We start from the raw sequence: 11,250 nt of genomic DNA, 5'->3' as shown, positions 1-11,250 counted from the left end.
TGCCACCGTCGCGCGCATGATTCGCGACGCATTTCTCGACACTCAGGGCATTCACAATTTCCGCGATTACGGCGGCTGGAAGACGCAGGCCGGCGGAGCAGTGCGCACCGGGCTGCTTTTTCGTTCGGGCCATCATGTCGAGGCGACCGACGCGGACCTTGCCGCCATCGCCCCGCTGGACATCCACACGGTGATCGATCTGCGTGGGCAGAGCGAACGTTCCGCCCACCCTTGCCGCCGGGTCGAGGGGTTCGATGGCGAGGTCGTATTTTACGAAGGAGAAACCAGCTCCAGCCCGCCGCATATGGACATCGATCCGGATATGGCCGCATCGGATTTCGCGCGCGAGCGGATGCTCGCGGTCTATACGCGCATGCCCGACAACCCGGCGATGATCGCCATGTTCGGCCGCTATCTCGGCATCCTTGCCGAGCGCGAAGGGGCGAGTCTGGTGCATTGCTATGCCGGCAAGGATCGCACCGGCGTGGCTGCGACCATGTTGCTGCATATCCTGGGCGTATCCGAAGAGGACCAGCGGCGCGAATTCCTGCGCACCAATGACAGCCCGACTTTCGATGTCCTCGCGCGTCAGTCGCTCCCCGGGATCGAGGCGCGGCTGGGCCGCACGCTAGACGAAGGCGCGGCGAAGGACCTGCTCGGTGTGCGCGAGGAATATCTCGACCGCTATCTCGAGATCGCCAGCCAGCGCCACGGCAGCTTCGATGGCTATCTCGAGAAAGCGATAGGTGTGGATGACGCATTGCGCGATGCGCTGATTACACGCTTCGTGGCGTGACTCCGGGCCACAGGCTTCCCATATAGCCGCGACACCTGTTTCAGACTGACGGAATTGACGACATGACCACCCATCGCACCAAGATGCTCATCATCGGTTCGGGCCCCGCGGGCTATTCTGCCGCGATCTACGGCGCGCGCGCTATGATGGAGCCGGTCGTGGTGCAGGGCCTCCAGCCCGGCGGCCAGCTGACGATCACCACCGATGTCGAAAACTATCCCGGCTTCGCCGACGTTATCCAGGGCCCCTGGCTGATGGAGCAGATGCAGAAACAGGCCGAACACGTCGGCACGCGGATGATGTGGGACACGATCGTCGATGTCGACCTGTCCAAGGGTTCGCCCTTCAGGGCGGTGGGCGACAGCGGCGACGAATATATCGCCGACGTCATCGTGATCTGCACCGGTGCGCAGGCCAAGTGGCTGGGCGTTCCGGGTGAACAGGAATTGGGCGGCAAGGGCGTGTCCGCCTGCGCGACCTGTGACGGGTTCTTCTATCGCGGGAAGAAGGTCGCGGTGATCGGCGGCGGCAACACCGCAGTCGAGGAAGCGCTCTATCTCACCAACCATTCGGATGACGTCACGCTGATCCATCGCCGCGACGAGTTGCGTGCGGAAAAGATCCTGCAGGAACGCCTGCTCAATCATCCCAAGATCAAGGTTATCTGGAACAAGACCGTCGAAAGCTTCGAGGCCGGTCCCAATGGCGCGCTCGGCCATCTCGTCCTGCGCGACACGCAGACGGGTGAGGACAGCACGTTGGAAGTCGACGGGGCCTTCGTCGCGATCGGCCACGCGCCCGCGACCGAATTGTTCAAGGGCAAGCTGGAGATGGACGATGGCGGCTATCTGTTGACCGAGCCCGGTTCGCCCAAGACCGAGATCCCGGGCGTATTCGCGGCGGGCGACGTCACCGACCACACCTATCGCCAGGCGGTGACTGCGGCGGGCATGGGCTGCATGGCCGCGCTCGATGCCGAGCGCTTCCTAGCCACGCTCGAAGTGGTCGAGCGCGAAGCGGCGGAATAGGCCGCGCGAAGGCGGGGACTTCAGGCCGAAAGCACCATTCTACTCCGGCTGAGGCCCCCGCTCGCGCGGGGGCCAATCACCGTCACAAGTGGATGTCGAACACCACGATGGCCGCGTGGAAGATCAGCACCATCAATGCCACGCTCGACAGCGCGTAGAGCACGAAGCGCACCATCACGACATTGGCGGTCGCCTGCACCAGCGAGTGGATGATCCGCAGGCCGACATAGATCCACGCGATCAACGCATTCATCCCGTCGCCCGAGCCGACTATCGCCAGCAGCAACGCCACGGCGTAAAAGACCGTCGGCGCTTCGTGCAGATGGTTGTAATTATGCGCTTTCCACTGGACTTCGGCGGGCAGCGCCTCGTCGAGTGCCTTGGTCCGGCGCGCGTCATTGGACTCTATCCCCGCTTCCGACATCGCGGGAATGCGTGTGGCGTACATCCACAACCACATGATCATGGTCCAGGCCATGAGCACGACGACGGGTTGCAGGATTTGCGATTCGATCATGGCTCTCTCCCTCAGGCCGGGGCGAGGCCCGGATCGAACAGCAGCGTAGCCATGAGCGCACGAATGGCCAGAACGATGAGTGCGATTGTCGACAACAGGAAGAAGATGAAGCGGATGCGGACGACGTTGACGGTCGCCTGATAGACCGAATGGATGATCCGCAGGACGACATAGAGCCATGCGAACAGCACATCGATAGCCCCTGCGCCCATCACCGCCAGGATGATGACCGTCGGATAGAAGATCGTCGGCTGTTCCATCAGGTGAGTGTAATTGTGCGCCTTCCAGTTGACCTTGTCGTCGATCAGGCCCTCGAGATCCTGGCCGCGACCGCCGGGCTTGCCCTTGGACACACCCGATCCGAGCTTGCTCATCGCCGGCACGCGGGTGAAGGCCATCCAGAACAGCATTACGATCGACCAAGCGACCAATACGGCGGCGGGTGCCAGAATCTGGGCTTGCATTGTTATCTCTCCCCTTACGAACCAGTGCCTGCGTACCTGATCGGATGAAATCCGATTGTCAATTGCAACCTATCTTCGGAATCAGGGACCAATCGATGGTGCCGCGATCACCCGCGCAGCATCTCGGCGAAGCTCGCCGCATCGGTATTGCCGCCGGTAAGCATGATCACCGTGTCTGCGTCGATGGGCACCTTTTTGGCGAGCGCCGCCGCCAGCGCAGCCGCGCCGCCGGGTTCGGCGACGAGATTCAGCCTGGCGAAGGCGAAGCGCTGCGCCGCGCGCACTTCCTCGTCGGTGACGGTAACGCCCGGCTCGGCGCGCCCTTGCAATACCGACAGGTTGATCGGCTTTGTCGCGTCAGGTTGGAGCGCGTCGCAGACGGTGACGGGCGGATTGTCGCCCACGCGGACCACTTCGCCGGCCTTGAGGGCCTGGCCGACCATATCCCATCCAACCGGCTCGACCACATGGATAGCGCTGTCCGGGCAGGCGAGGGCGAGGCCGGCTGCCAACCCGCCGCCGCCACAACACACCACGAGGCGCGAGGGGCTGCGGCCCAGTTGCGCCTCGATCTCGACGCCGGCGCTGCCCTGACCTTCGATCACCCAGGGATCGCCGAATGCGTGCACCAGCACCGCACCGCGTCGTTCGACTTCCCTCGCGGCCACTTCGTCGCGATCCTCGCCGGGACGGTCGTAGAGCATTATGTCCGCGCCCAGCGCGCGGGTGGCCTCCAGTTTCACTTGCGGTGCGTTGCGCGGCATGACGATTGTCGCCTTGATACCCAGCCGCCGCGCCGCCCAGGCAACTCCCTGTGCGTGATTGCCGGAGGATACCGCGACGACGCCGCGCGCCTTTTCCTCGTCGGTCAGGTTGGAAAGCCGCCACCAACCGCCGCGGATCTTGAAAGCGCCTATCGGCTGCAGGCTTTCGGCCTTCACATGGCAGCGCACCCCGTCGATCTCGACGGGCAGCAGCGGTGTCGACGGCAGGAGGCGGCCGATGGAATCTGCGGCGGCAAGCACGCCCTGCCGGGTCGGCATGCGGATATCGTCTCGGATCATTGGCGCACCTAACGCATTTCGCTAGGGGGCGCGCAAGATTCGAATTTTCACGAAAGAGGTTTTGCCCATGTCGACAGTCCTGGTGATCGGTGCCGGCGGCGTCAGCAGCGTCTGCGTCCACAAGATGGCGATGAACAAGGATATCTTCACCTACATCCATCTCGCGAGCCGCACCAAGTCGAAATGCGACGCGATCGCTGCGAGCGTGAAGGAGCGCACCGGCGTGGACGTATCCACCTACGAAATCGATGCGGAAGAGGTCCCCGCGATGGTCAATCTGATCAAGAAGACCAAGCCGAGCCTCGTCGTGAATCTCGCGCTGCCGTACCAGGACCTGCCGATCATGGATGCCTGCCTAGAAGCGGGCGTCGATTATCTCGACACTGCCAATTACGAGCCCAAGGACGAGGCCAAGTTCGAATATAAGTGGCAGTGGGCCTATCACGACCGCTTCAAGCAGGCCGGGCTAATGGCGCTGCTGGGATCGGGCTTCGACCCGGGCGTCACCAGTGTCTTCACCATGTGGCTGAAGAAGCACAAGCTCAAGACGATCCGCCAGCTCGACATCCTCGATTGCAATGGCGGCGATCACGGCCAGGCCTTCGCGACCAATTTCAACCCCGAGATCAACATCCGCGAAGTGACCGCGCCCGCGCGCCACTGGGAAGGTGGCGAGTGGGTCGAGACCCCGGCGATGGGCAAGAAGGTCGAGTTCGATTTCGAGGCCGTCGGCCCCAAAAACATGTACATGATGTATCACGAGGAGCTCGAAAGCCTCGCCAAGTTCAATCCCGAGCTTGAGCGCGCGCGCTTCTGGATGACTTTCGGCGATGAGTACATCAAGCACCTCACAGTGCTGCAGAATGTTGGCATGACCGGGATCGAACCGATCAAGTACCAGGGCAAGGAAATCATCCCGCTGCAGTTCCTCGCCGCCGTGCTGCCCAAGCCGGAAACGCTGGGCGAAACCACCAAGGGCAACACCAATATCGGCGTGATCGCAACCGGCGAGGCGCTCGATGGGGCGGGCGAGAAGACCTTCTACATCAACAATATCTGCAGCCACGAGGCGGCCTATGAGGAGACCGGCAACCAGGCGGTTTCCTATACCACCGGCGTCCCCGCCATGATCGGCTCGGCGATGATGGTGACCGGCAAGTGGGCGGGCGACGGCGTGTTCAACATGGAAGAGATGGACCCCGACCCGTTCATGGACATGCTCAACGATCACGGCCTGCCGTGGCAGGTCAAGGAACTCGACGGCCCGGTGCAGTTTTAGGTTCTCGCAGAGACGCAGAGAAAAGGGAGGCGCGGAGAGGGGTGGAAAATGGAGATCGACGAGATTTCTGGGACCGTCATTGACGAGTGCATCGCCCTTCACCGTGAACTTGGTCCCGGACTATTTGAAAGTGTTTACGAAGCCGTCCTTGCGGGACGGCTTGAGAAGCGTGGATTGCGGGTTGCGCGGCAGGTTCCCGTGCCGGTCGAAATCGATGGACAGCTCTTCGATCCCGCCTTTCGCGTCGATATCCTTGTCGAGAACCGCTTGGTTCTCGAAGTCAAAGCGGTCGAGCGCCTTTCTCAATCGAATATCCGCCAGATATTGACCTAACTTCGCTTGCTCAAACAGCCCGTAGGGCTGCTACTCAACTTCTCACACGCTACAATGAAAGACGGCATTCGTCGCGTCGCCAACGATTACAACCCGCGCTAGTCTCCTCTGCGCCTCTCTTCACTCTGCGTCTCTGCGAGAACCCAATAAAGGCAGACCGAACACCATGGAAACCAAAGCCGGCGATCCGGGCGCCTTCGCCCATTTCGATCTGAACCGCGTCGACAGTCCCGCCTTCGTGGTGGACGCCGCCAGGCTGCGCGCCAATTGCCAGGTGCTGGCCGATATTCGCGACGCGGCGGACATCAACGTGCTGGCCGCGCTCAAGGCCTTCTCCATGTGGTCGACCGCGCCGATCATCGGCGAATATCTCGACGGCGTGTGCACTTCCGGCCTGTGGGAAGCGCGGCTGGCGAGCGAGTTCTACGATGGCGAGATCGCCACCTATTCTGCGGCCTACAAGCCCGAAGAGCTGGAGGAAGTCTGTCGGCTGTCCGACCATGTCATCTTCAATTCGCCCGGCCAGCTCGAACGCGCGGCGCTGATCCTCGATGCGGCGCGCGCGGCGGGGCAGGACTTCGATGTCGGCTTGCGGATCAACCCCATGCACGCGACCGGCGAGGTGCCTCGCTACGATCCCTCGAGCCCCGGCAGCCGGCTGGGTTTCCCGATCGACCAGCTGACGCCCGAAATCATGACGCAGGTCGACGGGATCCACTTTCACAATCTGTGCGAGCAGGATTTCGAGCCGCTCCACGCGACCTGGGACAAGGTGTTCGACGCGATCGAACCGTGGTTCGGGCACCTCAAATGGATCAACATGGGCGGCGGCCACCACATCACCCGCGCCGATTACCAGCGCGAGGAGCTGGTCGAGTTCCTCAAGGATGCCAAGGACGATACCGGCGCGGAGATCTACCTCGAACCGGGCGAGGCGGTGGCGCTCGACGCGGGGATACTCGTTGGCACCATCCTCGACACCGGCTTCAACCAAGTGCCCATCGCGGTCGCGGATGTTTCGGCCACCTGCCACATGCCCGACGTGATCGAGGCGCCCTATCGGCCCGCCATGCTGGGCGAGGCGACCGATCACGAGGTGCCTGCTGTCCGCATCGGCGGCCCGTCCTGTCTCGCGGGCGATGTGATCGGCGACTACCGCATCCCCGGCGGAGCGGAAGTCGGTAAACGCTTCGCCTTCCTCGATCAGGCGCATTATTCGATGGTCAAAACCAACACATTCAACGGGGTGCAACTGCCCAGCATCTACCTCTGGGACAGCGAGACCGACCATCTCGAGCTGGTCAAGGAATTCGGCTACGAAACTTTCCGCGACCGGCTGAGCTGAGCGCGCGGCAGTCTCTCGGAACGCCTGCCGGCCTCGCGGCTTGATAGGATACGTGCAGACAATGCCATGCGCGGCGATTGTGCTTGCGTTCTTGCGCATATCCCCTATGTGCGCGCCTCCGCTGCCCCAAGGGGACTCGAACCGCAAGGCAGCCTTGTCTGAAACCTAACCGTTTTGGGGGTCCCTTGAGTTGCACACATTTCCTGACGCCCGGTCCGTAGTTCGCGCCCTCGCGCCCGACGAACCCGTAATTCTCAATCGTCCGCATGCCGCCGCGCGCGCCGCCCGTTTCTTCGTCGAGAAGTTTCCGGGCAAGTCGCTCTATGCGGTGAAGGCCAATCCTTCGCCCGATCTGCTGCAGATCCTGTGGGACAATGGCGTGACGCATTACGACGTCGCCTCGATTGCCGAGGTGCGTCTCGTCGGCGCGACGCTTCCGCAAGCGGTGCTGTGCTTCATGCATCCGGTCAAGGCACCCAGCGCGATCCGCGAGGCCTACCACACGCATGGCGTGAAGACCTTCAGCCTCGACAGTCTCGAAGAGCTGGAGAAGATCGTCGAGGCCTGCCGCGACGAAGACGGCGAACCGGCGCAGGATCTGCGCCTGTGCGTGCGGCTGCGCGTGTCGAGCGAATATTCCGAACTCAGCCTCGCCTCGAAATTCGGTTGCGACCTGACCGAGGCACCCGAGCTCTTGCAGACCGCGCGCCAGCATGCCGACTGGCTTGGCGTGTGCTTTCACGTGGGCAGCCAGGCGATGACGCCGTTTGCCTATGTCCAGGCGCTCGAGCGCGTGCGCGTCGCCATCGGCGAAGCCTCGGTGGTGATCGACATGATCGATGTCGGGGGCGGGTTCCCGAGCGTCTATCCGGGGATGGAGCCTCCGCCGCTGGAGGACTATTTCCAGATCATCCACCAGAACTTCTACAACCTGCCGATCGCCTACAACGCCGAGCTGTGGTGCGAGCCGGGCCGTGCGCTGTGCGCCGAATATTCGTCGTTGATCGTTAAGGTCGAGAAGCGCCGCGGCGAGGAACTCTACATCAACGACGGCGCCTATGGCGCGCTGTTCGATGCCGCGCATGTCGACTGGAAATTCCCCGTCCGCGCGCTCGAGGACGACCTCATCAAGCCCGAGATGGATTTCGCCTTCTATGGGCCGACCTGCGACGATGCGGACTACATGCAGGGCCCCTTCGTCTTGCCGGAGGACATCCAGGCCGGCGATTACATCGAGATCGGCATGCTCGGCGCCTACGGCGCGGCGATGAAGACCGATTTCAACGGCTTCGGCGCTGCGATGCGCATCGTGGTCGAGGACGAGCCGATGGCCAGCCTCTACGACGGCAGCCGCCAGCGCCCGGCCGCGGACAATGTGGTGAACCTGCGCTGATACCGGCTTTCTACCGCAGCGTGGCGCTGCGTTAGAACGTAACATACTTGCCTGCGATCTTCCTTGCTGTATTAATCATACAATACACAAGGGAGACCGCCATGAAGTTCCCTCCGTTGATTGCCGCTCTCGCGGCCATATTCTCCTCGCCAGCTCTGGCGGAAAGTGAGTCCCCCGAGACCGCGCCGGTGCAGGTGATGGTTCTGGGGATGTATCATTTCGCCAATCCCGGCCGCGACGTGGCCAACATCGAGGTCGACGATGTATTGGCGCCGCGAAGGCAGGGCGAGATCGAGACATTGGTCGATACGCTCGCCCAGTGGCGCCCGACGCGCATCGCGGTCGAGAACATGGCCGAGGCACCCGCGCTGGAAATGGCCGACTTCGACCGGACCGAAGAACTGCTCAAAACGAAGCGGAACGAGAGCATCCAGGTGGGCTATCGTCTGGCACGCAAGCTCGGCCACGAGGCGGTCTACGGCTATGACGAGCAGCCGGGCGAGGGCGAACCGGACTATTTCCCAATGGGCAAGGTCCAGGCTTTCGCCAGCGAACATGGCGGGCAAGATCTCCTCGCTTGTCTCTTCGCCGAAGTCCAGGCCATGGCCGCGGAAGAGCAGGCACGCTTGCCCGATCAGACGATCGCCGAATCGCTGCTGACGCATAACGATCCGGCCCGCGTGGGGGCGATGCACGACAGGCTCTATTATTCGCTGCTCAAAATCGGCGATGGCGACACGCAACCGGGGGCCGAACTCAATGCCTATTGGTACATGCGCAATGCCAAGATGTTCGCCAAGATCGACATGATCGCCGAGCCGGGCGATCGCGTGCTGGTGCTTGCCGGGAGCGGCCATGCGACATGGCTGCGGCACTTCGTGCGCCGTATGCCGGGTTACGAGCTGGTCGAAGCCCTGCCCTATGTCGAACGGGCGGCGGGCCTCTAAGGGCAACGGTCACGCCGCAGGGGCGGTCTCCGGGAGCGCGGATTGACCCTTCTTGGGTACCCGATACTATTCGATCCACGGAGAATTATTGATGATTTTTGAGAAATTGATCGCATTCGTTGGGCTCGCTTGCGCGATGCCCCTCTCGGCGCAGATGCCCGATGCCGAAGCGATGCGCGCCGAACAACGCGCCGCGATGGAAGCCTTCGCATTCATGGACGGCGAGTGGCGCGGGACTGTGACTTCGCAGGGACCGGAGGGCGAGACCGTGCTGACCCAGACCGAACGGGTAGGCACGATGGCAGGCGGCGTGGTCCGCATCGTCGAGGGACGTGGCTATGCCGACAATGGCGATCTGGAATTCAACGCGGTTGCCATGATTGCCTACGATCCCATGGCCGACGAATACGTGATGACCTCGACCGCGCAGGGCTTTACCGCGCGGCCGTGGTTCAGGCCGACCGAAAATGGCTTCGAGTGGGGCCTGACGAGTGGGCCGGTGACCTTCACCTACGAGGCGGTGGTCGAGGACGGTCGATGGGCCGAGGATGGCTACATGCAGTTCGGTGAGGAACCACGCCGGAAATTTCTTGAGATGCGGCTCGAAAGGGTCGCTGACAGCGATTGGCCCGGGGCCGGAGTTGTAGGGCCGGAATAGGATACAATTTCAGGCGAAGGGGAAGTCGTCCCGGCGCGCGATTGCGGCGATTTCCCAGTAGTTCAGCCGATGATCGCCGGTCTTCTCGCTTTCATACGCATTGCGCTTGTCGGCGGGCAGCAGCATGATGTCGCGGACCAGTTCGGCCAGCGATCCGTGTAGGATACTCTTCAACGGATCGAGCAACCCTCCGCCATCGTCGGCCCTGTGTAAGGTGTAATGCGCCCAGTTCACTGGTTCGGTCATCGAGTCATCTCCCCGTAGACTCCTTGACGCAGGATATTCCTCTTTGGGGTTACGTGGCAGGCGAGCCTAGTCGAACCCCACGAACCGCGCGGCCTCGTCCACCGGCTTGCGTTTGCTGACCACCGCATTGGCGGGGAAGCTTTCGTCGGGCCAGCCCATCGCGACTGCTTTCATGATGACCTGATCGTCGGGGATTCCGGCGTGCTCGCGCACCACCGGGCTCTGCATGATGCCTTGGCTGTTGATCACGCAGCCGAGCCCGCGCGACCAGGCCGCGTTGACCAGTGCCGTTGTCACCGCGCCGCAATCGAACGGCGTGTCGTCGCTGCCAGAGAGTTCCTTGTCGTAGGTGACGATCACGCAGACCGGCGCGTCGAACTGACGGAAACCGCGCAACACCCAGTCCTGCCGCCCCTCCTTGTCCTCGCGTTCTATGCCCATCGCGCCGAACAATTGCTTGGCGACGCCGACCTGGCGCTCGCGGTGGACCCCGGCAAAGGGCTCGCCACGGCGGAATTCGCGGCTGTCCGGCACGCCCGCGAGGATATTCTCGGTATTGCCCTTGCGGATCCGGTCGAGCGGTTCGCCGGTGATGACGTGGAAGTGCCAGGGCTGCGTGTTCATCGAGGTGGGCGAGCGCATGGCGAGCGTCAGGATTTCCTCGATCAGCTCGCGCGGCACCGGCTTGTCGAGATAGCCCCTGATCGAGCGGCGATCCATCACCACCTCTTCATAGGTCATGTCCCGGTTGCCGCTCATTCCACTCTCTCCCTTGTCGATGGCGGGAGGCTTAGCGCGCCGACTCGGTGGCGCAAAATCCCCTACGGCCTCGCGGGCAGGCAGGTGCCGATCGCGGGTGCGGGGAACAGGCGACAATCGAGAAACACCGCCTCTGCCCCTCCGGTGCCCGCTGCGACGAAGCTGAAGCGCAGCGCGCGGCGTGCGTCCTCGGTCAGCGGAAGGCCGCTCGGGACGGCGCTGGCATCGCTCCAGCCCTGCACGCGGCAATAGCCTTCGCCCGAGCACAAGCCGCGTGCGCGCTCGACCAGCGCCTGTGGCGAATCGCCGGGTGCGACGAGGACGAAATGCACGCCCGCACCGGGAGAGGAGCGTTGGTGCGTGCTTCGATCCTCGCGTTCGATGGTGTCGCGGGTGATGCTGCGCACGCTCTCGCCGCTTT

At 62.9% G+C, this 11,250-nt stretch carries 14 protein-coding genes; 8 read left to right on the top strand and 6 right to left on the bottom strand.

Going from position 1 to position 11,250, the window contains the following annotated elements; translation table 11 throughout:
* Positions 1 to 16 precede the first annotated feature (16 nt).
* Positions 17 to 796, top strand: a complete 780-nt coding sequence (locus tag ACQY4G_RS00070; protein WP_421992137.1) for a tyrosine-protein phosphatase — start codon at positions 17 to 19, stop codon at positions 794 to 796.
* Positions 797 to 858: 62 nt separating this feature from the next.
* On the top strand, positions 859 to 1,824 hold the full coding sequence (gene trxB / locus ACQY4G_RS00065) for a thioredoxin-disulfide reductase (protein WP_421992135.1): 966 nt from the start codon (positions 859 to 861) through the stop codon (positions 1,822 to 1,824).
* An 82-nt stretch (positions 1,825 to 1,906) separates the two neighbouring features.
* Here the strand turns inward: trxB and ACQY4G_RS00060 are convergent, their stop codons facing one another.
* The 3 genes from ACQY4G_RS00060 to ACQY4G_RS00050 all read right to left on the bottom strand — a co-directional run bounded on the left by ACQY4G_RS00060 (position 1,907) and on the right by ACQY4G_RS00050 (position 3,869).
* On the bottom strand, positions 1,907 to 2,341 hold the full coding sequence (locus ACQY4G_RS00060; RefSeq protein WP_421992133.1) for an MAPEG family protein: 435 nt from the start codon (positions 2,339 to 2,341) through the stop codon (positions 1,907 to 1,909).
* An 11-nt stretch (positions 2,342 to 2,352) separates the two neighbouring features.
* Entirely contained in the window at positions 2,353 to 2,805 is a 453-nt protein-coding gene (locus ACQY4G_RS00055; RefSeq protein ID WP_067691095.1) for an MAPEG family protein, read from the bottom strand.
* A 107-nt stretch (positions 2,806 to 2,912) separates the two neighbouring features.
* Positions 2,913 to 3,869 carry a threonine ammonia-lyase gene (locus ACQY4G_RS00050; protein WP_421992131.1) on the bottom strand — a complete coding sequence of 319 codons (957 nt, stop codon included), beginning with the start codon at positions 3,867 to 3,869 and terminating at the stop codon, positions 2,913 to 2,915.
* Positions 3,870 to 3,936: 67 nt separating this feature from the next.
* On the opposite strand from ACQY4G_RS00050, the gene ACQY4G_RS00045 reads away from it, so the two are divergent.
* From ACQY4G_RS00045 to ACQY4G_RS00020, 6 genes are all read left to right on the top strand, one after another.
* Entirely contained in the window at positions 3,937 to 5,148 is a 1,212-nt protein-coding gene (locus ACQY4G_RS00045; protein WP_421992129.1) for a saccharopine dehydrogenase family protein, read from the top strand.
* Between the two features lie 48 nt (positions 5,149 to 5,196).
* Positions 5,197 to 5,481: a GxxExxY protein gene (locus tag ACQY4G_RS00040; RefSeq protein WP_421992127.1), complete on the top strand. Its 285-nt coding sequence runs from the start codon at positions 5,197 to 5,199 to the stop codon at positions 5,479 to 5,481.
* Positions 5,482 to 5,647: 166 nt separating this feature from the next.
* On the top strand, positions 5,648 to 6,826 hold the full coding sequence (locus ACQY4G_RS00035) for a carboxynorspermidine decarboxylase (protein WP_421992125.1): 1,179 nt from the start codon (positions 5,648 to 5,650) through the stop codon (positions 6,824 to 6,826).
* 190 nt (positions 6,827 to 7,016) lie between these two features.
* Positions 7,017 to 8,219 (top strand): type III PLP-dependent enzyme, encoded by a 1,203-nt coding sequence (locus tag ACQY4G_RS00030; RefSeq protein ID WP_421992123.1) that lies wholly within the window; start codon positions 7,017 to 7,019, stop codon positions 8,217 to 8,219.
* Positions 8,220 to 8,320: 101 nt separating this feature from the next.
* Entirely contained in the window at positions 8,321 to 9,166 is an 846-nt protein-coding gene (locus ACQY4G_RS00025; protein WP_421992121.1) for a DUF5694 domain-containing protein, read from the top strand.
* 91 nt (positions 9,167 to 9,257) lie between these two features.
* The gene (locus ACQY4G_RS00020) at positions 9,258 to 9,824 is read left to right on the top strand and encodes a hypothetical protein (RefSeq protein WP_421992119.1); all 567 of its coding nucleotides are present in this window, start codon (positions 9,258 to 9,260) and stop codon (positions 9,822 to 9,824) included.
* Between the two features lie 9 nt (positions 9,825 to 9,833).
* On the opposite strand, the gene ACQY4G_RS00015 is transcribed toward ACQY4G_RS00020, so the two are convergent.
* From ACQY4G_RS00015 to ACQY4G_RS00005, 3 genes are all read right to left on the bottom strand, one after another.
* Entirely contained in the window at positions 9,834 to 10,070 is a 237-nt protein-coding gene (locus tag ACQY4G_RS00015; RefSeq protein ID WP_421992117.1) for a hypothetical protein, read from the bottom strand.
* Between the two features lie 66 nt (positions 10,071 to 10,136).
* Entirely contained in the window at positions 10,137 to 10,829 is a 693-nt protein-coding gene (locus tag ACQY4G_RS00010) for a nitroreductase (protein WP_083508199.1), read from the bottom strand.
* Between the two features lie 62 nt (positions 10,830 to 10,891).
* Positions 10,892 to 11,236: a hypothetical protein gene (locus ACQY4G_RS00005; RefSeq protein WP_428483111.1), complete on the bottom strand. Its 345-nt coding sequence runs from the start codon at positions 11,234 to 11,236 to the stop codon at positions 10,892 to 10,894.
* Positions 11,237 to 11,250: the final 14 nt, after the last annotated feature.

This window comes from Qipengyuania sp. (genome assembly GCF_965277845.1).
Lineage (GTDB): Bacteria > Pseudomonadota > Alphaproteobacteria > Sphingomonadales > Sphingomonadaceae > Qipengyuania.
This window is presented reverse-complemented; position numbering and strand designations above follow the sequence as displayed.

Coding starts and splice junctions, on each gene's coding strand:
- trxB (WP_421992135.1), top strand. CDS start 859: ATGACCACCCATCGCACCAAGATGCTCATCATCGGTTCGGGCCCCGCG.
- ACQY4G_RS00015 (WP_421992117.1), bottom strand. CDS start 10,070: ATGACCGAACCAGTGAACTGGGCGCATTACACCTTACACAGGGCCGAC.
- ACQY4G_RS00070 (WP_421992137.1), top strand. CDS start 17: ATGATTCGCGACGCATTTCTCGACACTCAGGGCATTCACAATTTCCGC.
- ACQY4G_RS00020 (WP_421992119.1), top strand. CDS start 9,258: ATGATTTTTGAGAAATTGATCGCATTCGTTGGGCTCGCTTGCGCGATG.
- ACQY4G_RS00050 (WP_421992131.1), bottom strand. CDS start 3,869: ATGATCCGAGACGATATCCGCATGCCGACCCGGCAGGGCGTGCTTGCC.
- ACQY4G_RS00040 (WP_421992127.1), top strand. CDS start 5,197: ATGGAGATCGACGAGATTTCTGGGACCGTCATTGACGAGTGCATCGCC.
- ACQY4G_RS00010 (WP_083508199.1), bottom strand. CDS start 10,829: ATGAGCGGCAACCGGGACATGACCTATGAAGAGGTGGTGATGGATCGC.
- ACQY4G_RS00035 (WP_421992125.1), top strand. CDS start 5,648: ATGGAAACCAAAGCCGGCGATCCGGGCGCCTTCGCCCATTTCGATCTG.
- ACQY4G_RS00025 (WP_421992121.1), top strand. CDS start 8,321: ATGAAGTTCCCTCCGTTGATTGCCGCTCTCGCGGCCATATTCTCCTCG.
- ACQY4G_RS00060 (WP_421992133.1), bottom strand. CDS start 2,341: ATGATCGAATCGCAAATCCTGCAACCCGTCGTCGTGCTCATGGCCTGG.
- ACQY4G_RS00055 (WP_067691095.1), bottom strand. CDS start 2,805: ATGCAAGCCCAGATTCTGGCACCCGCCGCCGTATTGGTCGCTTGGTCG.
- ACQY4G_RS00045 (WP_421992129.1), top strand. CDS start 3,937: ATGTCGACAGTCCTGGTGATCGGTGCCGGCGGCGTCAGCAGCGTCTGC.